The following is a 25400-nucleotide window of genomic DNA, read 5'->3' as shown; positions in this document are numbered from 1 at the left end:
AAACGCGATGAGATCCACCCAGTTCAAAGGGACGCTCCTCGGTCTGATCAAGGCGGGCGTCGCCGCAACGATCCTGCTCACGGCGAGCGGCATGGCCTGGGCCACAAGTGTCAATCTGACGGCGCAGGCCTCGACGGTTGCACTCCCCGACGGACAGGTCGTGCCGATGTGGGGATACACCTGTTCAGCGCCGGCGACGGCGCCCGCTACCTGCGCGGCGACGAATCCGGGCGCGGGCGCGAACTGGTCGCCTGTCTTGATCACGGTACCGCCCGGCCCGCTGACCATCAATCTCAAGAACAGTCTGCCGGGCTCGATACCGACTTCGCTTGTCGTGGTCGGCCAACTCGGTGTCGGCCAAGGCACGACGGCGACGAGCACAACAAGCCCCGTGCATGCGACGCAAACCGCGACCACCTGGCCGATCGCCAGCAGTTCGGCCGGCGCGACTTTCACGCCGCCCGCGCAGCCGCCGCGTGTGCAGTCGTTCGCGAACGAAGTGACGAATGGCCAGACGACCACCCTTGCCTGGAACAATCTCAACCCCGGCACTTACTTGATCGAGTCGGGCACGCATCCGTCCATTCAGGGGCCGATGGGCCTGTACGGCGTACTGGTGGTCAGAACGCCGGCCAATGGTTCGACGCGCGCGCTGGCCTATCCCGGCGTCAGCTATGACGCGGACGTGCCGCTCTTGCTGAGCGAAATCGATCCGGTGCAGAACGCCGCCGTGGCATCGGCGGTGACGACGTCCGGCTTCAGCGAAACCACGGTCTGGTCCGGTCAGCCGGGCGGTTGCGGCAATCCGTCGTCGTCTACGTACGGCACCTGCTATCCGCCGGCGGTGAACTACGACCCGCGCTATTACCTGATCAACGGCATCGCGTTCGACCGCAACAACGCGGCCGGTTCGACCTTTGCGGCTGCCGCGCCGGCCTCGACGGGGCTCGTGCTGCTGCGCTTCGTCAATGCCGGGCTGCGCATGCACGTGCCGTCCGTGGTGGGCGCGCAAACCGGCACCCCCCCGATGTCCGGCTTCTCGCTGCTGGCGGAGGACGGCAACGTTTTGCCGGGCAATCTGCGGGTTCAGTCGGAGGTGTTCCTCGCTGCCGGCAAAACCTATGACGTGCTGATGAATGCGCCTGCAACGGGCGCACTCGCGTTGCCTGTGTTCGATCGCGAGCTGAGCCTGTCCACCAATAATCAACGCGATGGTGGGATGCAGGGGTATATCAGCGTGAACGGTGGCGCAACGCCGGTGTCGACGGCTGCCAACACCGGCGCCGTGGCCAACCCCGACAAGTATTTCCTCGTGCCCGGCAACACCCTGAGCGTGACCGATCCCGCGCGCGGCGTGATCGCCAACGATGTGGGCGTCTCCGGCGTGCAGGTCAAGACCCCGCCGACAGGCGGCGTGCTCACGCTGAATCAGAACGGCACCTTCACGTATGTGCCGAACAGCGGCACGACGTCGGACAGCTTCGTCTATCAGGCGAACGGCAATCCCGCGCTGACGGCGCTAGTGACGCTGGCGGCATGCACGGCAAGTGCTCATTGCCTGTCCGGCGCACCCGTTGCCAACGCCGCCACCTACACCAGCAATGTCGCTTCGTACCTGCACGTCGGCGCACCGGGCGTGCTCGCCAACGCCACTGACCCGTCTGGCCTGCCGCTCACCGCCACCTTGTCGGGTACGGTATCGGGCGGCACCGTCACGCTGAACGCCGATGGTTCGTTCAACGCCGCACCGTCGACGCCGCAGGTCGGCAGCGGGAAGACGGCCCAGGTCACATTCCAGTACAAGGCGGTCAATTCACAGAACACGGCTAGCGCAGCCGCAACGGTCACCGTGACGTTCAACGGCGGCAGCGGACTCGCCGTGGCGGTGAAGGACGCGCCGACCGGCATTGCGATCAAGGACTATCGCTGGATCATCGAGGAGGACCGCACGTTCCAGATCGACCCCGCCTGTCAGGTGAACGGCGCCGGGCGCCCGAGTACCTGCCCGCCGCTGCCGGTGCCGAGTCTCGGCACCAGTTTCCACACCAGCTATATGCCGGTCATCGCGTCGGGCTGCGTGGGAACCATAGCGTGCGAGTCGGGGCAGACGGTGTTCGATCCGACCACCAACACCCATGTGCCGGCCGTGTGCGACGTGGGCGATGGAGCATGCCGCACGACCGCCGCGCAACAGACTCCGGTCGATCCGTCGCAAGTGGCGCTCGATCCAACGAAGCACTACTACATTTCGATCCTGCCGGGCGACGCGGGCAACACGTTCGCGCAAGGCTCCGGCGCGCCGGTAGCAGGGACGAACGGTGCGCTACGGCAATTCGACATCTCGAAGGACTGCCCGTCCGGCCCGAGCGGCGCGGACTTCGCGCCCGGTACCGGCAAGTGTGGTCACGCGATGGGCGGCGCGCCGATCGCACCGGCACAAACGGCGGTGAACGTGCTGTTGCAACAGACCCCGCTGCAGACCGCGAAAATCTCGGTGTTCGTGTTTGAAGATGACGCGCCGGTCAACGGTGAAGTGGACGTGAGCGGCGGTACGGATGCATTCGGCACGGCGCGTGAACCGGGCCTCGGCGGCTTCGAAATCAAGCTCTTCGACGACGCGGGCGGCACGGGCGATGCGACCGGCCAGATGAGCTACGACATGTTCAACAATCCGCTGTCCAACTCGCTCGCGGGAATGAAGGACCCGGCCACCGGTCTCGACGCTTGCCCGATCTCGAAGACGACGCATGACGGCATCGTCGGCATGATCCCGACTTGCCCGAAATTCGAGTCTGACGGCAAGACGCTGTCGCCGCTGGTGGGCCAGGCGATCATCTCCAATCTGATGCCGGGGCGCTTCGGTGTAGCCGCGTACCCTGCGGCCGACCGCATCGCACGCGGCGAAGAGTGGCTGCAGACCAACACGCTCGACGGCCAGAAAGCGCACGATGCATTCATCAAGGTCGGCGGCCCGGCGTACTTCCAGGAATTCGGGCCGGCGGGTTTTCACGTGACGATCGGCTTTGCCAATCCGAAGATCATCAATGCGCGGCTGCCGCTTCTTTGCAAAGGCGTGACCTGCAACAACGGCATCAAAGGCCAGATTACCAACCTGCACTACAGCCGGCCGCCTAACGAAAACCTCTACGGCGCCGGCTCGCGCAACTCGCTCAGCTTCACGCAGTGCTACGTGAGCGTCGGCGATCCGGACGGCGAGGATGTCGCCTTCACCAAGTGCGCGGCCGACGGCTCGTTCAGCATCAGCGGCTTGCCCGATGGCACCTACAGAATCACGGTGTTCGATCAGTGGAACGATCAGATCGTCGACGGGCTGGCGACGGCGGTCGCGGTGAAGGGCGGGCAGACGGCGAACGTCGGCGAGCTGTCGGTGCTTCAATGGCACACCAATCTGTACACGCGAACCTTCCTCGACACCAATGGCAATGGGGTGTCGGATGCCAGCAAGCCCGGTCTCGCGCTCGTGCCAACCACGATCCGGTTCCGCGACGGCAGCTATTCGAATTTCCTGACCACCGACATGAACGGCTATGCGTCGTTTAACGAAGTATTCCCGCTGTTCAACTGGTACATCGCCGAGGCCGATACGACGCGCTACAAGCAGACCGGCGTCCATGCTGTCTACGACGCGGGCGGGCCGCCGGATGGCACACCTGGCGGCGGTACCTCGACCATTGCGGCTCACTACGCCAATACGAAGGAATCCGCGACGGCACACCTGCCGACTAACCTGCGCTTCCCCGGCTCGGTGTATTGCAACGACGCGGACTGCAACGATCGCTCAGGCACCAATCCATCGACGGGACGGATCGATCCGCCATGGGTGACGACCATGGGCTGGCAAGGCTTCTCCGGTCAGAGCTCGTTCCTCGAATTCGGCAAGACGCCGTTCGGCCCAACTGAGAATGGCGGCATTCGTGGCGAAGTGGTCTATGCGTCGACACGGCCGTTCGACGACCCGGCCCAACTCTCTCACAATAGCTGGACGCCGAATGTGCCGAACGTCACGGTGAACCTCTATCAGGAGAGCGTTGCCGCGGACGGCACCCAGAGCCTCGCGCTCGTGGATACGACCAAAACCAGCAGTTGGGACGACTGGGCGCAGGGCTTCCGTTCGGACGGCGTGCCGAACATGAACTGTCCCGGCCAGGAAACCACGGACCCGTTCTTCTTCACGCTGAAAAACTCGCCGCAATGGCTCGATCCCCAGCAGCGCGCGTTGCCGGCAAACTCGCAATTCAAGTGCTATGACGGCATGCACGCGTTCAACCAGTTGCAGCCCGCGCCGTATGACGGGATGTACCAGTTCCCGAGCGTGACGGGCCGCAACCCGACCACCGGCAAGCCGACCGGCACGAACTGCTCGATCTGCGTGACGAACCCGTCCGGCGACGGCACGAAGATGCTGCCCGCAGGCAAGTACGTGGTCGAAGTCATCGTGCCGCCGGGTTATGAACTCGTGAAGGAGGAGGACAAGAACATCCTGATCGGCGACAACTACATCGCGCCGGTGACGCAACAGTTCGGCAGTCTCGGCAACATCTTCATCCTGCCCGACCAGGCGGCGGTGAATTCGAGCTACAACGCGAACAATGCGCAGAACCCGACCACGGATCTCGGCATGCAGACTCGCAACGAAGAGGTTACGGGCGTCATTCAACCGTCCTGGCCGTGCGTCGGTGCGCTGCGGATCGTGCCCGACTTCATCAGCCTGTTCCCGGGTTCGCAGGAAGTCGCACCGTTCGCGGGCGCGTCCCGGCACCTGTGCGACCGCAAGGAAGTCACGCTGACCAACCAGATGTCGGCGGTCGTGAAGTTCTGGGTGTTCAGCTCCACGCACGTCGCCGCTCACTTCACGGGCTTCATGCTGGATGACTTCTCGTCGGAGTTCGACCCGTACTCGCCGCAGTTCGGCGAAAAGTTCGCGGTGCCGAACGTGCCGGTTTCGCTGAAGGACTTCGCCGGCAATGAAGTGTCCCGTGTGTATGCGGATCAGTGGGGCATCTTCAACGGGCTGCAATATTCGACGTGGGAAGTGAATCCGCCGAACCCGACGGGTTACTCGCCGAACATGATGGTGGCCTGCATGAACGATCCCGACAAGCCCGATCCGGCGCACCCCGGCCAGACGATACGCGACCCGCTCTTTAACCCGGCGTACAGCCAGTTCTGCTACGAGATTCCGTTCATGCCCGGCCAGACGCAGTATATGGATACCCCGGTCGTGCCGGTCCAGGCCTTCGCGGACGGCTACAACCAGCCTGACTGTGCTTATCCCGACGGAACCCCGGCCGTCTCGACGGTGACTGGCGACTCGAGCGGCGGCGGGGCAGGTCCGTGGGTCAGTGCGACCGGCCATACGCTGACGATCAAAGCGCTCGGCGATCAGACCGTGATCAACCATGCCTATAGCGGGCCGGCTCAGACCAAAGCGCCGTTCAACCAGAAGTTCGTCACGCGCCACTATGGCTTCGGGGACGCGCAGGGCACTGGCACGGTCACGATCGGCGGTGTCGCCGCGAAGGTGACCTCGTGGAGCGACATGCAGATCACGGTGACGGTGCCTACGCTGAGCAAGGCGCAGTCGAGCTGCACGATCCAGCAGATGGGCGTAACCGCGGCGACGAGCTGCGGTGAACTGGTGATCACGGCTGGCAACGGCAAGAAGTCGATCGATACCGTCACGGTCACGATCGGCGGTAAGGCACCTACGTATGTGGCTGGCGAGAACAGCACGAGCAACGCCATCCAGACCGCCATCGACAAGGCAGCCCCGGGCGACATGATCATCGTCGGCCCCGGTAACTACAAGGAGATGCTGTTGATGTGGAAGCCGGTTCGTTTGCAAGGCGTCGGCGCGAGTTCCGTGACGGTCAACGCGAATCCCCACCCGTCCGGCAAGATGGACCCGTGGCGCAGACAGGTCGACTGCCTGTTCGGCGTGGCGCTCAACGGTGGCCTGATCAGTTCCAGTAACCCGTACGACCCGACCGGCAAGTACTCGTGCAGCAGCACGATGCAACGGCAAGTGGATGCGATTCCGCTGGAACCGACGATAGGCTGGGACAATACGCTCAACGGCAATCTCGGTGAACTGCTGATCGAACCCACGCTGATGGGAGCCTACGAAGGCGCCGCCATCACGGTGCTCGCCAAGGGCGTGGCCGACGTGAACGGGCAGGCAGACGCGAACTGCACGGCGAACGGCATCTGCACGCCGCTCACCAGCAGTAAAAAGGATTGCGCTCAGTACCCCAGCAACTTCCTGTGCAATCCGTCGCGGGTGGACGGCATGACCTTCACGAATAGTTCGCAAGGCGGCGGCGGGATCTTCCTGCACGGCTGGAACCACTACACGGAGGTGTCGAACAACCGCGTGTCGAGCAATGCCGGAACGCTCACGGGCGGCATCACGATCGGCCAGGTCGAAGTGCCGGACGGCACGATCGCGGCGAACGGCGTCACGGAGCTGCCGTTCGGGTACAACACATTTGTGAACGTGCACCACAACGCGGTGACCTCGAATGCTTCGTATGGCGATGAAATCAACTCGACGACGCCTTCGTCCGCGGCCGGCGTGACGTTCTGCTCGGGCGCCGACAACTATCACTTCAACTACAACTTTGTGTGCGGCAATATCAGCAGCGGCGACGGCGGCGGCATCGCTCACTTCGGGTTCAGCTACAACGGCGACATCTCGCACAACTGGGTGATCTTCAACCAGAGCAACAACCCGACGTTGCCGACGTACGGCGGCGGCATCATCGCCCAGGGCGTGCCGCCGGACGGCACCTTCTGTGAAAACTCGGCGGTCGACATCGACTGCGCGCCGCAGCTTTCCGATGGCGTCGGTCCGGGCCTCGTGATCGACGGCAACCTGATTGTCGGCAATACCGCGGAAAGCGGTAAAGGCGGCGGTCTGCGCTTGCAGAACATCAACGGCACGGACGTGCAGCGCAGTCCGAGTGACAGCAAATCGTGGAACGACGTTACCGTCATCAACAACATCATCGCGAACAACGTGGCGGGCTGGGCGGGCGGAGGCGTGTCGCTGCAGGACGCGGTGGCGGTGAGCTTCATCAATAACACGGTGATTTCGAACGATTCGACTTCCACGGCCGGTGTGCTGTTCAATACGGCGCTGGCCGCGCAGGCGAACGTCGGGCCGCCGAACTGCACGACGGTGGGCGCCGAAACGACCTGCAGCCCGATCACGACGTCGGCGTTCCAGCCGGCGGGTCTCGAGGTCGCGCGGCATACGGCGAACTTCATCAGTGCGTTCGCGAATTCGAAGAAAAATCTGAAGTGTCCTGGCAACGTGTCGGACTGCGCGACGTTCTCCGACCCGGTGCTGACGAACAACGTGTTCTGGCAAAACCGCTCCTTCTACATCACGGTGGCTGGACTCGATCCGAACATTCCGGGCCTGCAGAACACGGTCACACTGAACCCGACGCTGAACCAGAAAGGCCAGAAGACCGGATATTGCGATCCGAACGCGATGTATTGGGACATCGGCGCGTATGGCGATGTGAAGCCCTCGACTCACGAGTCGGGGGTGACGCTGGCCCCGCAGTATTCGATCCTGACCGATGTTGTCGATTACCCGAACGCGCACAACATCGGCACGAATCCGGACGTGGTCAGCCAGTACTGCAACGGCTCGCGTGTGCCGCCTGAAGCTGGCGGGAACGGCTTCGCGGTGCCTCCGGGGATTGCCGACACGGTGCTGCCGAATCCGCTCTTCAGCCTGCAGCCGTCGGCCACGCCGGATGAAGGCAACAACTGGATCAACATGTCGTACGGGCCGCTGTCGCTGTCCAACGCCACGATCACGAAGGGAGCCGGCTATGGCGTGCCGCTCGGCGACTACGCGATCCAGTCGAATTCGCCGGCCGTCAATGCAGCCACGTCGGTTGGTGCGCCGAACCACGACTTCTTCGGCACGCCGCGCCCGCAGGCCGGGGGGATCGATATCGGCGCGGTCGAGTTGCCGAGCAATGGTAAAAATGCCGGTCTCGCCGGGCTGGTGACAGGAAGCTTGCTGCCGTTCGGTCCCGGGGGACTCTTGCCATGAAACACCCATCGTCTCCGGCGTGGCGAGCCGCGTTGGTTCTATCGGGTGTCTGTCTGGCCGCGGCCATGCTGGATGCAGCCGCGGCGCAGCAGAACTCGGCGGCGGCAGCGACTTCGCCAAAGGCGTCGCCGTATATGCCGGTGAAAGTGCCGCAGCACGCGCAGCAGCTGTATCAAATGATGCATGGCGTCGACAACCTGAGCGTGCGGCGCACCGCCTCCGGCAATCTGCTGCGCTTCAGCTATCGCGTCACCGACCCGGCGGTCGCGCAGTTGCTCGGCGACAAGAACTCGACGCCGTATCTATACGGCGAGAGAAGTCATGCATTGCTCGAAGTGCCGGTGATGGACACGATCGGCCAGCTTCGGCAGACCGGTCCGCAGGAGGTCGGCCAGCAATACTGGGTGGTGTTCTCCAACAAAGGCAACCTGATCAGGGCGGGCGATCGCGTCAACGTGCTGATCGGCACGTTTCATATCGATGGACTGGTGGTCGAATGATTGCGCCAGCGATCCGCGAACAAAGGGAGGGGTGAGCCATGAAACGGTTGTTTTCGATGACGGTGCCGATGGCGGCCTTGCTGGCCGCGGCCCTGATGCCGGCCGCGGCGTCGGCGGCCGACCTGAGCGCGGCGCAGATCGTGGAGCGCAACGTCGCTGCGCGCGGCGGTCTGAAGGCGTGGCACGCCGTCAACACGATAACGATGACAGGACAGATCGACGTGGGCGGCACCAAACCAGTCAAGCTGCCGTTCACGATGACGATGAAGCGGCCGCACAAGAGCCGCTTTGAACTTCGATTCGACAATCAGACCGCGTATCAGGTCTACGACGGTTCGCAAGGCTGGAAAGTCCGGCCTTTCCTCGGACGCAATGACGCCGAGCCTTATACGTCTGCCGAGGCGAAATCGGCCGCGAACACCGCCGATCTCGACGGTCCGCTGATCGACTACGCGAGCAAGGGCAGCCAGGTCGCGGTGCAGGGCATGGATACCGTGGAGGGCCACCGCGCCTACAGGCTCTTGCTGACGACGAAAGATCACACCGAGCGTCATGTGTGGATCGACGCGACGAACTTTCTCGAGCTGAAAATGGATGGCGACCCGCGCAAGCTCGATGGGCGCATGCACAACGTCGCCGTCTACTTCCGCGATTACCACGCGGAAAACGGCCTGGTCGTGCCGCATACGCTCGAGACAATGGTCGCGGGCGTGAAGCAGACCCATCAGATGACGATTCAGCACGTGACGGTGAATCAAGCCGCCGACGATTCGCTGTTCGCCAAGCCGCAACTCGCCATGGTCAAGGTGCCGGCTCGCTAGCGACGGCAGCACACCTGGAGAAGGTCATGAAACGGATTGCCTGGTGGTGGGTGCTTGTGGCGATCGCCGCCGCGTTCGTGCTGGCGCAAATGCCGGCCGCGAGGTCGGACGACCGCCTTGGCACGGAGGAAATCGTCGCGAGGAACGCCGAGGCTCGTGGCGGCGCGGATGCCTGGCGCAAGGTCATGTCGATGGAGTGGGTCGGGCACGTGGACAGTCCGAATGCGCCCACGTCGAATCTGCCGTTCATGCTCACGTTGAAACGTCCCGACCTTACTCGCTTCGAGGTCACGGCGGCCAATCAGATGATCGGGCACGTATTCGACGGCAAGGAAGGCTGGAAAGTGCGCCCGTCGGGAAGCGGCGGTCCGGATGTGCGCCCCTATACGAGCGATGAAGTGAAGTTCGCGCGCGACGCGCAGGTCATCGACGGCCCGTTGCTCGATCACGCCGCGAAGGGCATCGACGTCGCACTCGAAGGCACCGACAAGGTCGAAGGACGCGATACCTATCGTCTGTCGCTGCGCTTGCCCTCCGGTGCGACGCGCCACGTGTGGGTCGACGCGCAGAATTTCCTCGATGTGAAGTCCGACCGCGAGGCGCGCGGTCCTTCGGGCCAGCCCGCGATCGTCGAGGTGATGTATCGCGACTTCAGGGACGTGGATGGCGTGCGGATTCCGTTCGTCATCGAAAGCGGCCCGGTCGGGACGGATAGGAAAGACCGGCTGGTGATCGACAAGGTCACGCTCAATCCGCCCCTCGACAGATTGACGTTCGCCAAACCTGTTTGGCAGGGGCGGCACGCTTCCGTCACGATCGGCGCCGATACGTCGCCGGCGAGCGGCTCGCCGGTCCGGCCGGTTCCTTAGTCATGCGCCGCGCCGGATTCTTTGGGGTAGCGGCCGCGCTTGCCGCGCTGCTGCTGGCCGGCGTGCAACAAGCGCGCGGCGCGCCTCCCATCGATGCCGGCGAGTCGATCTACCAGCGCGGTATTGCCGGCTCCGGGGAAGCGGTTCAAGCGACCCACGATGGCGGCGTGCGCATGCAAGGCGCCGCCGTCGCATGCATGAATTGCCACCGGCGCAGCGGGCTCGGCGCGCGCGAAGGCAACAGCACCATTCCACCGATCAGCGGGCAGTATCTGTTCCACCCGCGGGTTCAGAATCCCGAAGAGCTGGAGATACCCTACGTCGACGGCATGCGGGCCAATCGCGAGCCGTACACGGACGCGACGATCGCCCGTGCGATCCGCGAAGGCGTCGACTCCGAGGGCAAGCCACTCAGCAATCTGATGCCGCAGTTCGCGCTGAACGACGCGGACATGGCCGCGTTGATCGGCTATCTGAAGCGGCTCGACCGGCGCCGCGCGCCGGGCGTCACGGATACCGTGCTGCACTTCGCGACGATCATCACACCGGACGCGGATCCGGTGAAACGGCGCGGCATGCTCGACGTGCTGGAACACTATTTCGCCGACAAGAACGCTTCGCCGCTCGGCGCAACGCCGCCACTGCGCACCTCGCGCAAGATGATGTTCATGGTCAACCGGCGCTGGGAGTTGCATGTGTGGGAACTGCACGGCCCACCCGAGACCTGGCACGAGCAGTTGAAAACGTATCTGACGCAGCAACCCGTATTTGCGGTGTTGTCGGGAATCGGCGGCAAGAACTGGGCGCCCGTTCACGACTTCTGCGAGCAGGAAGCGGTGCCGTGCCTCTTTCCCAACGTCGACGTGCCAGTCGAGACCGACCAGGACTTTTACTCGATGTATTTCTCGAAGGGCGTTCTGCTCGAGGCCGGGCTGATCGCGAAGCGTATTCTCGACGCGAATAGCGGCTCACCGGCTGGCATGGTGAAGACCGTACGCCAGCTGTATCGCGCGGGCGATAGCGGCGAGGCAGCGGCGCTTGCGCTCGCGAGCGCACTGAAGGACCACGGCGTGAGCGTATCGAGCCACAGGCTCGCGCCGGGCGATAGCCTTGCCGAAGCGCTTCGCGGTGCGCGTGGAACAGATGCGCTGGTGCTGTGGCTGCGGCCACCTGATATCGCGGCGGTCGCAGGCAAGCCGCCCGCTTCGACTCAGGTCTTTGTGTCGGGACTGATGGGTGGCCTGGACCGCATACCCTTGCCGCAGAGGTGGCGCGACGCCGCGCGTATCGCCTATCCGGTCGACCTGCCCGAGGGACGGCGCGTGCGTGTCGATTACGCGTTCGGCTGGTTCGCAATCAGGCATATTCAGGTCGTCGACGAGCGCGTTCAGGCGGATACCTATCTCGCGTGCGGGCTGCTCGCCGAGACCCTCAGTCACATGGTCGATGCGTTCGTCAGAGACTACCTGGTAGAACGCGTCGATGACATGCTCGACCATCGGATTCTGACGGGCTACTATCCGCGCCTGACGCTCGCGCCGGGTCAGCGCTTTGCCTCGAAGGGCGGTTATCTCGTTCGCTTTGCGCAACCCGAGAACACGCGTGTCGTTGCCGATAGCGCGTGGATCGTGCCGTAGCAGCCGGGCAGGGCGGCATGACAGCGCCGCCGGCGCGCATCAGCCGCTGACCGTCAGCAGACGCCGGTAGCGGTCCAGCACGCGCGGCACGTACTGACGCGTCTCGGGGATCGAAGGGATGCGATAGCCGGCCCGAATCACGGCGTTCTCGCCCGCGTTGTACGCGGCCAGCGCAAGTTCCATGTCGTCCTGGAAGAGATCGAGCAGGAAGCGTAGATAGCGCGCACCTGCCAGCACGTTGTCGCGCGGATTGAACATGTCGCCGCCCGAAAAGCGCCGCGCGGTGTCGGGCATCAACTGCATGAGACCCAGGGCACCTTTGTCCGATACGGCATTCGGGTTGTAGCGTGACTCGACGTCGATCACCGCGCGCAGCAGTTCGGGCGCCACGCGAAAGGTGCGGCTTGCTTCTTCGATCACGGCGCTGAATGTGCCGTTTGTACGTTTCGCACTTCGCTCGGGCGGCGGGTCTCCCGCGACGATCACGCGCAGTCCCGCCGTGCCCGGTGTATTGGTCAGGACGATCGCACCTTGGCTGTCGACCGCGCCAAAGATGTCCGCATGCGCGAGCCCAGTTGATGTCATGCCGAGGGTCATCATGACCGCCCGAAGCGTACTCGCCGTCAGCAAAGAAGAGCGCTTGCGCATGTTCGACATCCCTCCGCGTCGTCATTGTGAGTCGCGCAAAAGGACCTGAGCAATGGGGCACCCTCCTACTTTTGGAGGTGCGTCGAGTAGGGTATTTTCTGAATTGCAGAAATGTTACATCTGTAACGAATCGTGAGATCCGTCAGGCTTGTTTACTGTTCGTCATTCGCTTCAGGGAAGGAAAATGGTTCCGCTACGGACGGATGGCATAGTTTGTACTGCCTCGCATCCGCGAAACACAGGAAAGACCCGCTTTATTCCTGTTATTACCAAAATCAGTTTTTTGGTCAAACGTATCTATTTTGAAACGTTTTTCGCCAACTTAGTTACTCAAACTAAAAGTTCCGAGGTGCTTCCCGACTCTGGAAAAGGTCCTGAGCCAGATGGCGCGAACCTTGCACAGCAAGGCCGCGCAGGCAATCGGATGTGGTCAAAAAAATGTTAAGTCAAAGTAAGGATAGGTTAATTTACCGGAAAGAAATGTCCAAGGAATCAGAAAGAAATATTTGAAAGAAGAAAATCGTCCTGCCACAGGCGCTTACGGTTGATAAATCAACCGTCCATGCTCTAACGAGGAGTTGGGGATCGTGAATACCAAATATCGCGTCCTGGTCAGCGAGGATCATGATCTGCTGCGAAAAGGATTGTGCTCGATGCTGTCAGCACAAGGCGAATTCCCTGTTGTCGGAGAGGCGACGGACGGCAAGCAAGCCTGTCAGTTCGCCATGACGCTCAATCCTGATCTGATCCTGATGGATCTGTCGATGCGCGGCATGAACGGCATCGACGCGAGCGCGGCGATCAAGCGCCGCTCGCCTCACGTGCGTATCCTGGCGCTCACCGTGCATCAAAACGAAGAGTACGTGCGTGAAGCGCTGCGTGCGGGCGTCGACGGTTATGTGCTGAAAGATGTTTCGTTCGACGAACTGATTGTTGCGATGCGCGCGGTGATGCAGGGAAAAAAGCATCTGAGCGCCGATGTGTACGGCTACATGGTCGACTCTTTCATTACCGGCCGCGAAGCAGTGGCGCCGAAGAACGCGTGGGACATTCTCACGGCGCGCGAGCGCAGTGTGCTGAAGCTGATTGCTGAAGGGCGTACCAACCGGCAGGTCGGAGAGTATCTAAACCTCAGCCCGAAGACGATCGAGAAGTATCGGGCGAGCGTGATGCACAAGCTCGCCATCGAGAATCTGACGGAACTCGTGCTGGTCGCGATCAGCATGGGGCTGTTGACTTCGCTCGCGACCAAATGCGCGGAACGCGATTCCGACAAGCCAGTCCAGTCGCCGGTTGCGCATCCGGAGCCGCCAGCGGCACCCGGCGATGTCGAGGAACTGCCAGCGTCGAGGCTCAGTGGACCAGCAGCCGGATGAGGGCAGCGCGCGTGGGCGAGCCGGCGGTGTCCGTCAAAGCGTCCAACTCGCCGATACGAGTGTGCCGATGGCGTCGGAAGAGTGGATCGAGAGAAAGCCACCCTGCGATTCGACACGGTGTTGCATGCCGGCGAGGCCGAGGCCCATCGAACCAATGTCCTCAGGTGACAGGGGGCGCGTATCGTAGCCGGTGCCGTTGTCCTGAACGGTGAGCAGCAGACCGGTGTCGATCCGTTGCAGGGTGAGCCGGATCTCGGTTGCCGCTGCATGCTTGACGATGTTATTGAGCGCTTCCTGAGCGAGGCGGAAAATGTCCGCCTTCAGGTAGTCGGGCACATCGCGGTCGTCGACGTCGCAGCGGAAGTTCACCGCCAGGCCTTCGGCACTGCGCTCGACGCGCCGGCACAGCGTGTTCAACGCGACGGCGAGGCCCAGCCGGTCGAGTGCTAGCGGACGAAGTTCGCCGCAAATCTGTCGCATCTCGCCGATCGCCTCGCGCACTTGCAGGACGGTGGCGTCGAGCTTTTGCGCGGCGTCTTCGGCTTGTCCGCGACGCAGGCGCATGCGCGAGTCCTCGACCATCAGCTTGATCAGCGTGAGCGCCTGGCCAAGACCGTCGTGCAGTTCGGCGGCGAGGCGTTGACGCTCGCGTTGCTGACCGATCATCAGATACTTCAGCCGATCACGGGCCGCCGCTTTGGGGAGATGGACGCCAGGCGCCAGCGAGGCATCGGCTGCAAGGGGTTCCTCGAAGAGCATCAGTTGCGCGGCTTGCCCATCGGGCGGTTTCTGCTGCGCCTCGTCGGACGCGATCGGTTGGCGGTGCAGTAACAGCAAGGTGGGACGGCCATTGCGCAAGGTCAGCATCGTGGTGATCGGAGCAAAGTCGTGAGCGGGATCGACCGATAGCTGGGCGGCGAGCGATGCGCGTTCGCCCTCGGGCGCCATGTCCAGCAGCGAGCGGCCGACGAGTTCGCCGTTCGCGTATCCGAGCAACGCTGCGGCGCTGCGGTTCACCGACAGGAACTCGCCATGCGCCGACAGGATCGCAAGCGCGGCGCCGCGCGCGTCAGTGACGTTGTCCAGTCGCGTTTCGTCGAGTCGCGCCGCGATCCCAAGCTTGCGCATCGCATCGACAACGTCGCGCAACCTCAGTTGCCGTGCAGCGGGCGGAGGTGCCTGCATGGGATCTCCCCAGCGAGTTTGCTTAAGGAAACATTAAGCATTGGTTATGAAATTGTAGGTCCGCGCACGTCGCTCTGCCAACGGGACAACTACGCACGTCACGCGGGGGACACTCCGCTTTATGCGGGGTGGATGTTACCGCTGGTAGACGTACCCTACCGCGCTTTGGGGGACTTTATCCAATGACGTGCGCGGGCGATTTCATGAGACTGAATTGAACGGCCGGGCGCGTCGCTGTGCTTCTTGCATCGCGCCATTGCCATTCCATTGTCTCAGGAGACCGCGATGAAGACGAACCGCACATGGATGATCGGCGCGCTCGTGCTGACCGGCGCAGGGCTGACAGGCGTCGGCGCCGTGGCCGCGACTGCCGAAGACGTCGCCGATGGCGCCGCGATCGAGGTGCAACATCATCAGGCGACGGACATGCAGCCGGCGCCTGCCGGGAAGATGGCCCATGAGATGGTCCACGACACCGCGATGCACATGCATCACCAACATGACATGACCACGGGCACGGTGCGCTCGACTGTGCAATACACACTGCCCGCGGTGACGCTGGTTCGCGACGACGGCAAAGCTGTTTCGCTCCCCGACGAACTGAACGACGGCCGTCCGGTCATCCTGACGTTCATCTACACGAGTTGCACGACGATATGCCCAATGGTCAGTCAAACCTTCGAGGAATTGCAAGCGAGACTCGGCGCCGACCGTGACAAGGTTCATCTCGTGTCGATCTCGATCGATCCCGAAGAGGACACGACAGCCCGCCTGAAGGCCTACGCCGCCCGCTTCGATGCCGGCCCCGAGTGGCAGCACTACACCGGCACCGTCGAGGCTAGTATCGCGGCTCAACGCGCATTCAACGTCTATCGTGGCGACAAGATGAATCACACCGCCGTGGTCTTTTTCCGCGCGGCACCCGGCAAGCCGTGGCTGCGTCTGGACGGTCTCGCAACCCCGGCCGAACTGCTGAGTGCTTACCACGACGTCGTCGCCTCGAACTAGTCATGGAGGGCCGCCAGGAGCGAGCAAAGTGGCGACGACTTATCACGTACTGATCGCCGAGGATCAGCATCTGTTGCGCGGCGGTCTCCGTACGATGGTGTCCTCCCTGCCTGACTACACCGTCGCGGGCGAGGCGACCGACGGTATCAACGCGTGCAGTCTCGCCTGGGCCATCCGGCCCGATCTGATCCTGATGGATCTCTCGATGCCTGGCATGAGCGGCATCGAGGCCATTGCCGTGATCAAGTATCGGATACCGCAGGTGCGGATCATCGCGCTGACGATCCACAGCAGCGACGAGCACGTGCAGGAGGCGTTCGCGGCGGGCGCCGATGGCTACGTGATCAAGGACGCCTCGTTCGAAGAACTCGTCGGCGAAATGCGCCTCGTGATGGAGGGCAAACGCAACCCCGCGTTCGAACAGCATGCCGGGAACGGCGTCGCGTGCGATCCGCTGCCAGGCGTTTCGCGCCATGCGCAGCTATGGCACACCTTGACCGCTCGCGAACGCGCGGTGCTGAGGCTTGTCGCGGAAGGCTGCACCAATCGGCAGGTCGGCGAGTATCTGCAACTCAGCCCGAAGACCATCGAAAAGCACCGCGCGAGCCTGATGCGCAAGCTCGACGTGACGAACGTCACCGGCCTCGTGCTGATCGCGCTCGACATGGGTGTGCTGCCGTTGTCGAAACCGGCACGCGCGCTCGATCGCTTCCTGTGAACGACGCGGGAACTGGAGGGTCTTTACCCATCCCTTTGGTCTGGTCTCCCTACTTCTTGCCGGTGTCCACCTGAACAAGAATGAGCAAAACGGCTCCGGTGTTATCGGGCCGGTGGGTCGACAGAAAGGGGGCACCGTGCGCAACGAATCTTTCCCGATCAGGGCCGCCATGCGCAGCAGCGTGACGCTCCCTCCACGCATTGGCGATGCACGTCGGCGCAACGGCGGTTTCACGCTGCTCGAACTGCTCGTGGTCATGGTCATCATCGGCTTGCTCGCCGGGCTGGTCGCGCCGCGCTATTTCGAACAGGTCGGCAAGTCGAACACCAAGATCGCGCGGGCCCAGATCGACTCGTTGAGCAAGGCGCTCGATCAATACAGGCTCGACATGGGCGTCTATCCGACGACCGAGGAAGGCCTTCAGGCGCTGATGACCAAACCTCAGGACGCAACGAACTGGAGTGGCCCGTATCTGCAGAAAGCGGTGCCGCCGGATCCGTGGGGTCGCCCCTACCATTACCGCTCGCCCGGCGAGCATGGCGACTACGACCTGTACTCGCTCGGTAAGGACGGCAAGGTGGGCGGCACCGGTGAGAACACGAACGTCACGTCCTGGTAGTGCGGCTCTCAGCGAGGAGAATCGACGTGAAGTACCTGCTGCGCGGCTTCGATACCAGTGGTTCAGTGCAGACGCTTCGCGTCGACTGCGATTCGTCCGCAGCCGCGATAGCGCTCGCGCGCGCAAGGGGATTGCGGGTGGTGTCGGTACGCGCGCAAGCGCGAGGTCAGCGCCGGTCTGGCTGGAGCGCGATGCCGGGCGCGAAATTCAACGTCGAGCTGTTCGCGCGCGAACTCGCGGCCTTGCTCGATGCCGGCGTCGGCGTGATCGACGCATTGCGCACGCTACGCGGCAATGAGCGCCGCGAGGCGTCGGCGGAGGTCTATGGAGATCTGCTGCGGCAGCTCGAAGAAGGGCACTCGCTGTCCGCGGCGCTCGAACATGCCAGCCGCGTGTTTCCCCCTATCCTCGTGGCGTGCGTGAAAGCGAGTGAACAGACCGGCGGTCTTGCCGACAGTCTGACGCGCTATTCACGCAACAGTGCGCTGCTTCACGAACTGCGCGGCCGCGTGGTGTCGGCCGCGATCTATCCATCCGTGCTACTGCTCGTAGGCGCGGCCGTCGTGCTGTTTCTGCTGGGTTTCGTCGTGCCGCGCTTTGCGACCCTGCTCGAGCATAGCGGACGCGAGCTGCCGCTGCTCTCACAGTTGCTGATGGCTTGGGGCGGCATGGTGCATGCCCACGGAATGGCCATCACTGTGGGCCTCTCCGTGGTGGCGGTGACGGTCGGCGTCGCGCTGCGCCGGGCCGCGGCGCGCAACTGGATCGCGGATCGCCTGCTCGCATTGCCGGGTATTGGTCTGCACTTCCGCGTGTTTCGCCAGTCGCAGTTTTTTCGCACTACAGCGATGCTGGTCGAAGGCGGCATTCCCGCCACGCGTGCCTTCACACTCGCCAGTGGACTGGTGAGCCGGGCCGATCAGACGGCCGTGGAAAGTGCGATGCAGCAGGTACGCAATGGCGCGAGGATCTCCGACGCGTTCCAGCAAGCGGGTCTCGCCAACGCGATTACCTATCGCTTGCTGACTGTCGCTGAGAAGACCGGTGGCCTGGGTCCTGTTCTCGACAGAATCGCCGCATTCCAGGAAGCGCAAGTGTCGCGCACGATCGATCTGATTTCGCGACTGATCGAGCCGGCGATGATGATTTTCATCGGCGTGGTGATCGGAGGGATTGTCGTGTTGATGTACATGCCGATCTTTGAAATTGCGTCGAGCATCCAGTAGGCCGTGTCGAGGGGAACGCATGGATACGATCAGCGAGGCACCGCAATCTCAGGGCGTTGAATTGCGTGACGCGCTGCGCGCGCTCAGCGACAGGCACGGCTCGGGCATTCGCGCACTGGAAGAGTTGATGGTGCAGGCGTCGCTAAGCGCCGACGAAATGGTGGTTCGGCTCGCCGGGCAGTTCCGCATGAAGTCGATCGGCATGCAGGAATTGAACCGGCTGGAAGCGGATTTCGAGGTACTGCCGTTCGTCGAAGCCACCACCCGGCTATGCGTGTGCTTTCGCGAGCCGGATCAGAACGGCGCGCTGCTGTTCGTGATCGCCGATCCGCTCGACGCCCGCACGCGCGGCGTGATGGAGCACCGGATGCGTGCGCGGCCCACTTCGCGGTATAGCTGGGCGCTGGCGAGCGTCGGTGACCTCACCGCGTGGCTCGCCATGCGCGAAAAAGACGTGCGCGCGATGGATTCGCTCGCCCTCGACGATGAGGTGCAGCACACCGCCGATCCCGCTTCGCTCGCGCTGACGTTGCAGGGCATCAGCAGCGACGACAGCGCGGTGGTGCGTCTGCTCAACTCCACCATCTACGACGCGTTGAAGATGATGGCGAGCGACATCCATCTCGAATGCCGCGCGAACGGGCTGAAGATCAAGTGCCGGGTGGATGGCGTGCTGACCGTGGTCGGCCGTGCCGAAGGGCGCGATGTCGCGGACCAGGTGCTGTCGCGCGTGAAGGTCATTTCCGAACTCGACATCGCGGAGCGCCGCGTGCCGCAGGACGGTCGCTTCAAGGCGGTGTACGCGGGCCGCGAAATCGACTTTCGCGTGTCGATCATGCCGAACCAGTTCGGCGAAGATGCGGTCCTGCGCATTCTCGACCGTTATCAGCTTTCGCAGGCGCCGGGCGGATTAACGCTCGAAACACTGGGATTTCGTAGCGACGATACGCGCTTCATGCGCTCGGTGGCGTCCATGCCCTACGGAATGCTGCTGGTGACGGGGCCGACGGGCAGCGGCAAAACGACGACGTTGTACGCGATTCTCACCGAGATCAACGACGGCCTGGAAAAGATCGTCACGATCGAGGACCCAGTCGAATATCAACTGGGGGACATCCTGCAGATACCGGTGAATGAAGCGAAGGGACTGACGTTCGCCCGCGGATTGCGATCGATCCTGCGCCACGATCCGGACAAGATCATGGTCGGTGAAATCCGCGATCCCGAAACCGCGCAAATCGCCGTGCAGGCGGCGTTGACCGGACACCAGGTGTTCACGACGGTGCACGCGAACAACGTGTTCGACGTGATAGGCCGCTTCACGAACATGGACGTCGATCCGTACAGCTTCGTGTCGGCCCTGAATGGCGTGATCGCGCAGCGGCTGTTGCGCCAGTGCTGTGCCGACTGCGTGGTGGACGACACGGTCGATCGAGACACATTGGCCCGTTCCGGCATCGATCCGGACAACGTGGGCAGCTACCGCTTTCGCCACGGCGCTGGCTGCGCGGCTTGCCGTGGCAGCGGCTATCGCGGGCGCCGCGCGGTCGCGGAAACGCTGCGCATGAACGACGAGTTGCGGCAATTGTTATCGGAGCGCGCGCCACTTGGGCACATCAAGGCAGCCGCACTGCGCTATGGGATGCAGACCATGCGCACGGCCGCGCTCTCGCTCGTGAAGCAGGGCGAAACCACACTCGAGGAGATCAACCGTGTCACCATGGTTGAATAGTCCGCTCGCCATCGGCGTCGGTACACGCGAACTGGTCATGGCGGCGACGGCGCCGCGCTGGAGGGTTGCGCGCCGTCATGCCGCAGCGCTTGCGGAACCCACGAGCGTTGCCATTCCCGACGAGCAGTGCTTCACCGAAAGAGGCGTGCTCGACGCGTTGAGCATTGCATTAGCCGCCGACGCCGGGCAGACGGCGCGCACGGTATTGGTCAAACGCCAGGCGCACATCATGCTGGACGATTTCTGGGCGAGCCACGCCATCTTGCGAGGCGACTTCCGCACACTGAGCGCAAGCGAAACCAACCAGATCGTGCTCGCTCACTTCTCTGATCTGTATGGCATCGAGGCCGAGTCCGTGCAGGTGCGCTTTTCGGTGCAGCGCGGGGGCCATGCGGTCTTCGCGAGTGCCATCGCTTGCACGCTGCACGACGGCATCCACGATGCGGGGATGGCGGCGGGCGTCGACGTCCGGTCTCTCAAGCTATGCCTGCCAGAATTGCTCAATCGCGTGCAGGACGCCGCCGCCGGTGCCGGCACGGCGCTGCTGTTGTTCGTCGCGGACACGCTGATGCAGGCTGTGCTGTTCGAGGAGAACCGTTGGGTCGCCTATGACTCGCAGCGTATTTTTCCCGGCGACGCCAGCGACGCCGAGCGGATCGCCGCACGCGCCGAACAGTCGTTCGAGCGTCTCGCCGGACGAACGAGCGGGAAACGCGAGGAATGCAGAATATTTCTGTGCGGCGCCGAATTGGATCCTGCGCCATTCGAGGGGCGCTTTTGCGCGGCGCAGAGCGTCGCGCAACCGGCGATGGACAAGCCGGTCGCGTATCGTTTGATGGAGGCCGCGCGATGATGCCCCGCCTTCACATCGATTTTGGCCGTCGCCGCTTGCAGGGCGCTCCGGCGGGTATGGTGCTGCTGTGTGTCGCCAGCCTGTTGTTGCTGGTGAGTGGTGAACGGCTCTGGCACGCCTACGACGAAAGCGACCGCGTGCAAGCGCAACAGGACGCGCAGCGGCGCCGGCTGTTTGCAGAATCGCACTCCGCGAAGACGCCGCCGACGCCGGCCACGCGGCTCGCGGAGAACCAGAGCCTCGCGGTGTTGCGCGAGCTGACCGTGCCGTGGCAGGACCTGCTGTCGATCGTCGAGGACTATCCGGACCACGACGTCGCGCTGATAGGCATCGATCAGAGTCCTGCGCAAAGCCAGATCCGTATCACGGCGGAAGCGAAGAACTTCGACGCGATGATCGCGTACCTCCGGTATCTGCAGGACAGTGTGCTGCTGCGCGAAGCCGTGCTCAACGATCACGTTATCGAAACCAATGTGCCTGGCACGCCGGTGCGCTTTCAGATCACCGCCGTCTGGAGAAAGTCATGAACGGCGCTCAGATGACGGACAGGTTGCTCACGTGGCGTTTCGAGCTGCGGCGCACGCTCGGACTGCCGGGCTTGCTCGGCGCATTGCTGCTGGGGGCGGCGGCGGTGGTCGCCGTAGCGGCTATGCGAGTCGACGCAAACGTCGATTCGCACGAGCTGCGCGACTCCGAGCGTCTGGCGCACCCCGCCAGGGCGCGTCATGCCGACGCCGAGCGTGCGGCGGTTGTCGACGCGATTTCACTTCATGCGTTACCCGAACTGTTCCCGGGTTTCGCGCAGAGCGCCGACGATATTGCGACGATCCTCGCCCAGGCGCACGACAGCAACCTGACGCTCGGCTCGGCCGAGTATCTCGTGACCAACGATTCAAGCGCGCATTTTGTGCGCTATCAGATGCTGCTGCCGGTCAAGGATCAGTATGGTGCGATCCGGCGTTTTCTGGCGTCGGTGCTGAACAACGTACCGAACGCGGCGTTGCGCGAGATCCATGTCGAGCGCCCCGCGGTAGATGGCAACGTACTGGATGCGCGGGTGCGCTTTGAACTCGTCTATCGGGCGGCGCAGCCATGAAGCCCGATCTCGTCGGCCGCGTGTTGCTGATGGTCTGCGCGATCGCTGCGATAGGGATGGCTTGGCGTGAGCTGAAACCCGTCCTGCGCACGCCGACGGTCGTGACTGCGCTGACAGGCGCGCTTCGCAGCGGGGCTGCGCTGCGGATGGTTGCCATGCATCGCGACGGGGCCGCGCGTGCGGCTGGTGCGGTGCCGGCTGCTGCGCCGGCTGTGGCAAGTGCACCGAATGTCGCGAGTGTGGCGAGCACGGTGAACGCAGCGCATCCGGCAAGCATGGCGAATGCGACAAACGCCGCGAGTTCGGCAATTTCAGCAAGTTCGCCGACTCCTGTCAAAACGACCGGGTCAGCGAAATCAGCACCGACAGCGCGCGACAAACTCCGCGCGCTGCGTACGCCGCTCTCGCTTGAATCGGCGAACAATCCGTTCGCCGCGTCGTCGTGGCTGCCGCCACCGCCGCCCGTGGTCGTGGCCCCTGCGCCACCGGAGCCCGTTGCGCCGCCCACCGCGCCGCCCGTGCCGTTTACCTACCTCGGCGAACTCGACGCCAAAGCGGCAAAACCGCAGGTTTTCCTCAGCAACGGCGATCGGCTGCTGATCGTTTCGCCGGGTGAAGTCATCGACGCGCTGTATCGCATCGAGTCGATTTCGGAGAGTGGCGTCGTGCTGACTTATCTGCCTCTCAATGAGAGACAGATACTAACCACGCAAGCGAAGGACAATAAATGAAAACCGCACGCAACCGGGGTGAGGGCCGCCACGGTGACAGCGGCTCGTGGAAACATCTGTCTGCTGCCAGATCGCCTGGCGACCAGCGTCCCACCGTCAATTGGGCCGCGGGGCGGCTCGCGTTGCTGAGCATCGCAGCCGTGCTCGCCTTCAGCGGCTGCATTCATTCGCCGACCCGTGAGAGCGATCCGACCAACGCCGAGTTGCAGCTCAACTATCTGCGCGACCGCGATCATAAAGTCAATGCGCTGCTCGACGAAGCCGACCAGTTGCGTCAGAGCTATCAATTCGATGTCGCGATCCAGAAGCTCTACGCGGCCAGCCAGCTCGATCCGAACAGCGAACGCGGGCGCAATATCGGCGCAGCGATCGATCGGGATCGCCGCGATCTGGTCTCGCTGCAGGAGGCCGACCGGATGATGCGGCGCGGTTCATATACGTTGGCTTCCGAACGCATTCACCGCGTGCTGGCCCAGAACCCAACCAATGCGATGGCGCAGCAGATGGCGCAGGAGATCGACGAAAAACGGCAGCAGCAACGTGCGGCGAAAGATGAGGACATTGCCGCTTCGTCGATCATGCGCACACCGGTGACGCTGCAGTTCCGCGACGCGAATGTACGGATGGTGTTTGAAGCGTTGTCGAGGACCTCGGGCTTGAACGTGATCTTCGATCGGGACGTGCGTGCCGATCTGAAGACCACGATCTTCGTGACCAACGCGTCGCTGCAGGACACGGTCAACATGATCCTGATGCAGAACCAGCTCGACAAGAAACAGCTCAACGCGAACACGCTTTTCATCTACCCGGCTACCGCTGCGAAGCAGCTCGAATACCAGGAGCTGAAAGTGCGCACATTCCAGTTGTCGAACGTCGAAGCCAAGCAGGTCCAGTCGCTATTGAAAAGCCTGTTGAAGATCAAGGAGGTCGTCGTCGACGAGCGCGCCAATACCGTCACGATCCGGGGCACGCCCGATACGATTCGCGTCGCCGAGGATATGATCGCGGCGCAGGATCTGCCGGAGCCCGAGGTGATGCTGGAAGTGAAGGTTCTGGAGGTGTCCCACGACCGGCTGACCGACCTCGGTATCGAGTGGCCCAATACATTTACGATGTCGACGCCGTCTACCGTGGACACGTGGGGCGCGTTGCGTCATTTGCCGCTCAATGCATATAACGTCAGCGGTCTGTCGGCCACAGCGAACTTCAAGCTCAGCGACGTCGATGCCAACCTGCTGGCGAGCCCGCGCATCCGCGCGCGCAACAAGGAAAAGGCGCGGATTCTGATCGGCGACAAGGTACCGGTGATTTCGAGTTCGAGCACGCCGAGCACGAGCGGGCCGTCTTACGCACAGACCATTCAGTACCTCGATGTCGGCATCAAGCTCGAGGTCGAGCCACAGGTCTACCGTGACGGCGACGTGGGCATGAAGCTGAACCTCGAAGTCAGCAACATCACCAAGACGATTTCCAGCAGTAACTCGTCAACGGGGCTCACTTCGCTCGCCTATCAGATCGGCACGCGCAGTGCGTCGACGAGTCTGCGGGTGCGCGATGGCGAGAGCCAGATTCTCGGCGGTCTGATTCAGGACGAGGACCGCGTGACCGCCGACAAAGTGCCGGGGCTTGGACAGTTGCCCGTGCTCGGGCGCCTGTTCTCGAATCACAACGGCGACCACTTGAAGACGGAAATCGTGCTGCAGATTACGCCGCATATCGTGCGTCCGCAGCAATCCGCCGACGCCGATACGCAAGAGCTGTGGTCGGGGACCGACGTGAATGTGCATGCGGAGCAGTTGCGGCTCGATCCGGTGGGGGCCGAGGCGACTCAACAGGTGCCGGTTCCCGCGGTGCGTGCGCCTGGCAGTGTCGGCGGCGGCACGACAGGGGCGTCACGCGATTCCCAAGCCGCTGCGCAGGGTTCCGGCACGGTGCCGCCGACCAGTTCGTTCGGCCAACTGCCGCCGGCGCCGCGCACCACGCCTCCGCCCGCGCCCTACGGTGGCCGTTTCTCGACACTGCCGAGCGTGCCAGCGGCGCCGCCGGGCCCTGTGGCGGTTCCGGGAGCGGAGCAGAGCGGGGCTGAGAGCGCTGCGGCCCCAGACGCGAATGCGGCACAGGCAGGCACTCAGGCTCAGGCTCAGGCTCAGGCCCCCGCGGCCGCTCCTGCACCCGCTCAAGCGCCGGCTCCGCCGCCCGCGTTTCCGCCGGGGAACGTCGTGATGCCGCCAGGGGATATGCCGAGCGACAACCCGCTGCGTCCGATTCAGAACGGTGGTTACTGAG

18 protein-coding genes are annotated in these 25400 nt (G+C 63.4%); 16 read left to right on the top strand and 2 right to left on the bottom strand.

What is annotated here, in order from left to right:
* The first annotated feature begins 7 nt into the window (after positions 1-7).
* The 5 genes from AB3X86_RS21210 to AB3X86_RS21190 are packed head-to-tail and all read left to right on the top strand — an operon-like array spanning position 8 to position 11922.
* The gene (locus AB3X86_RS21210; RefSeq protein WP_368597498.1) at positions 8-8095 is read left to right on the top strand and encodes an Ig-like domain-containing protein; all 8088 of its coding nucleotides are present in this window, start codon (positions 8-10) and stop codon (positions 8093-8095) included.
* Complete coding sequence (locus AB3X86_RS21205) at positions 8092-8595, top strand: hypothetical protein (protein ID WP_368597497.1); 504 nt, start codon at positions 8092-8094, stop codon at positions 8593-8595. Before AB3X86_RS21210 ends, AB3X86_RS21205 begins: the two co-directional genes overlap by 4 nt.
* A gap of 38 nt (positions 8596-8633) precedes the next feature.
* Complete coding sequence (locus tag AB3X86_RS21200; RefSeq protein WP_176367250.1) at positions 8634-9416, top strand: outer membrane lipoprotein-sorting protein; 783 nt, start codon at positions 8634-8636, stop codon at positions 9414-9416.
* A 26-nt stretch (positions 9417-9442) separates the two neighbouring features.
* A complete protein-coding gene (locus AB3X86_RS21195) occupies positions 9443-10285 on the top strand; it encodes a hypothetical protein (RefSeq protein WP_368597496.1) in 843 nt (280 codons plus the stop codon).
* Positions 10286-10287: 2 nt separating this feature from the next.
* Entirely contained in the window at positions 10288-11922 is a 1635-nt protein-coding gene (locus AB3X86_RS21190; protein ID WP_368597495.1) for a cytochrome c, read from the top strand.
* A gap of 39 nt (positions 11923-11961) precedes the next feature.
* Here the strand turns inward: AB3X86_RS21190 and AB3X86_RS21185 are convergent, their stop codons facing one another.
* Positions 11962-12507, bottom strand: coding sequence for a lytic transglycosylase domain-containing protein (locus AB3X86_RS21185; protein WP_368597494.1), 546 nt, complete (start codon positions 12505-12507; stop codon positions 11962-11964).
* Between the two features lie 650 nt (positions 12508-13157).
* Here AB3X86_RS21185 and AB3X86_RS21180 point away from each other — a divergent pair.
* Positions 13158-13946, top strand: a complete 789-nt coding sequence (locus tag AB3X86_RS21180; RefSeq protein WP_368597493.1) for a response regulator — start codon at positions 13158-13160, stop codon at positions 13944-13946.
* A gap of 33 nt (positions 13947-13979) precedes the next feature.
* On the opposite strand, the gene AB3X86_RS21175 is transcribed toward AB3X86_RS21180, so the two are convergent.
* Positions 13980-15131, bottom strand: coding sequence for a histidine kinase (locus tag AB3X86_RS21175; RefSeq protein WP_368597492.1), 1152 nt, complete (start codon positions 15129-15131; stop codon positions 13980-13982).
* Positions 15132-15416: 285 nt separating this feature from the next.
* On the opposite strand from AB3X86_RS21175, the gene AB3X86_RS21170 reads away from it, so the two are divergent.
* From AB3X86_RS21170 to AB3X86_RS21125, 10 genes are all read left to right on the top strand, one after another.
* Positions 15417-16139 (top strand): SCO family protein, encoded by a 723-nt coding sequence (locus AB3X86_RS21170; RefSeq protein WP_368597491.1) that lies wholly within the window; start codon positions 15417-15419, stop codon positions 16137-16139.
* A gap of 28 nt (positions 16140-16167) precedes the next feature.
* Positions 16168-16857, top strand: a complete 690-nt coding sequence (locus AB3X86_RS21165) for a response regulator (protein ID WP_368597490.1) — start codon at positions 16168-16170, stop codon at positions 16855-16857.
* A gap of 169 nt (positions 16858-17026) precedes the next feature.
* Complete coding sequence (gene gspG, locus AB3X86_RS21160) at positions 17027-17476, top strand: type II secretion system major pseudopilin GspG (RefSeq protein ID WP_176378121.1); 450 nt, start codon at positions 17027-17029, stop codon at positions 17474-17476.
* Between the two features lie 26 nt (positions 17477-17502).
* Positions 17503-18702 carry a type II secretion system F family protein gene (locus tag AB3X86_RS21155; RefSeq protein ID WP_368597489.1) on the top strand — a complete coding sequence of 400 codons (1200 nt, stop codon included), beginning with the start codon at positions 17503-17505 and terminating at the stop codon, positions 18700-18702.
* Between the two features lie 19 nt (positions 18703-18721).
* A complete protein-coding gene (locus AB3X86_RS21150) occupies positions 18722-20434 on the top strand; it encodes a GspE/PulE family protein (RefSeq protein WP_368597535.1) in 1713 nt (570 codons plus the stop codon).
* 145 nt (positions 20435-20579) lie between these two features.
* Positions 20580-21287 carry a hypothetical protein gene (locus AB3X86_RS21145; RefSeq protein WP_368597488.1) on the top strand — a complete coding sequence of 236 codons (708 nt, stop codon included), beginning with the start codon at positions 20580-20582 and terminating at the stop codon, positions 21285-21287.
* Positions 21284-21814, top strand: a complete 531-nt coding sequence (locus AB3X86_RS21140; protein ID WP_176119767.1) for a PilN domain-containing protein — start codon at positions 21284-21286, stop codon at positions 21812-21814. The genes AB3X86_RS21145 and AB3X86_RS21140 overlap by 4 nt, the downstream gene beginning before the upstream one ends.
* Entirely contained in the window at positions 21811-22383 is a 573-nt protein-coding gene (locus AB3X86_RS21135; protein WP_368597487.1) for a hypothetical protein, read from the top strand. Before AB3X86_RS21140 ends, AB3X86_RS21135 begins: the two co-directional genes overlap by 4 nt.
* Complete coding sequence (locus tag AB3X86_RS21130; RefSeq protein ID WP_368597486.1) at positions 22380-23114, top strand: hypothetical protein; 735 nt, start codon at positions 22380-22382, stop codon at positions 23112-23114. Before AB3X86_RS21135 ends, AB3X86_RS21130 begins: the two co-directional genes overlap by 4 nt.
* Positions 23111-25399: a secretin N-terminal domain-containing protein gene (locus tag AB3X86_RS21125; RefSeq protein WP_368597485.1), complete on the top strand. Its 2289-nt coding sequence runs from the start codon at positions 23111-23113 to the stop codon at positions 25397-25399. Before AB3X86_RS21130 ends, AB3X86_RS21125 begins: the two co-directional genes overlap by 4 nt.
* The last annotated feature ends 1 nt before the right edge of the window (position 25400 follow it).

The organism is Paraburkholderia sp. BR14374, from assembly GCF_040948685.1.
Lineage (GTDB): Bacteria > Pseudomonadota > Gammaproteobacteria > Burkholderiales > Burkholderiaceae > Paraburkholderia > Paraburkholderia youngii.
Note: the sequence above shows the minus strand (reverse complement) of the source record. Positions and strands in the feature narration are given on the sequence as shown.

Excerpts from the sequence above, each read along its gene's own strand:
- AB3X86_RS21195 (WP_368597496.1), top strand. The coding sequence starts at position 9,443 with ATGAAACGGATTGCCTGGTGGTGGGTGCTTGTGGCGATCGCCGCCGCG.
- AB3X86_RS21185 (WP_368597494.1), bottom strand. The coding sequence starts at position 12,507 with ATGACATCAACTGGGCTCGCGCATGCGGACATCTTTGGCGCGGTCGAC.
- AB3X86_RS21125 (WP_368597485.1), top strand. The coding sequence starts at position 23,111 with ATGAAAACCGCACGCAACCGGGGTGAGGGCCGCCACGGTGACAGCGGC.
- AB3X86_RS21140 (WP_176119767.1), top strand. The coding sequence starts at position 21,284 with ATGATGCCCCGCCTTCACATCGATTTTGGCCGTCGCCGCTTGCAGGGC.
- AB3X86_RS21175 (WP_368597492.1), bottom strand. The coding sequence starts at position 15,131 with ATGCAGGCACCTCCGCCCGCTGCACGGCAACTGAGGTTGCGCGACGTT.
- AB3X86_RS21135 (WP_368597487.1), top strand. The coding sequence starts at position 21,811 with ATGAACGGCGCTCAGATGACGGACAGGTTGCTCACGTGGCGTTTCGAG.
- AB3X86_RS21210 (WP_368597498.1), top strand. The coding sequence starts at position 8 with ATGAGATCCACCCAGTTCAAAGGGACGCTCCTCGGTCTGATCAAGGCG.
- AB3X86_RS21190 (WP_368597495.1), top strand. The coding sequence starts at position 10,288 with ATGCGCCGCGCCGGATTCTTTGGGGTAGCGGCCGCGCTTGCCGCGCTG.
- AB3X86_RS21200 (WP_176367250.1), top strand. The coding sequence starts at position 8,634 with ATGAAACGGTTGTTTTCGATGACGGTGCCGATGGCGGCCTTGCTGGCC.
- AB3X86_RS21170 (WP_368597491.1), top strand. The coding sequence starts at position 15,417 with ATGAAGACGAACCGCACATGGATGATCGGCGCGCTCGTGCTGACCGGC.
- AB3X86_RS21150 (WP_368597535.1), top strand. The coding sequence starts at position 18,722 with ATGGATACGATCAGCGAGGCACCGCAATCTCAGGGCGTTGAATTGCGT.
- AB3X86_RS21130 (WP_368597486.1), top strand. The coding sequence starts at position 22,380 with ATGAAGCCCGATCTCGTCGGCCGCGTGTTGCTGATGGTCTGCGCGATC.
- gspG (WP_176378121.1), top strand. The coding sequence starts at position 17,027 with ATGCGCAGCAGCGTGACGCTCCCTCCACGCATTGGCGATGCACGTCGG.
- AB3X86_RS21205 (WP_368597497.1), top strand. The coding sequence starts at position 8,092 with ATGAAACACCCATCGTCTCCGGCGTGGCGAGCCGCGTTGGTTCTATCG.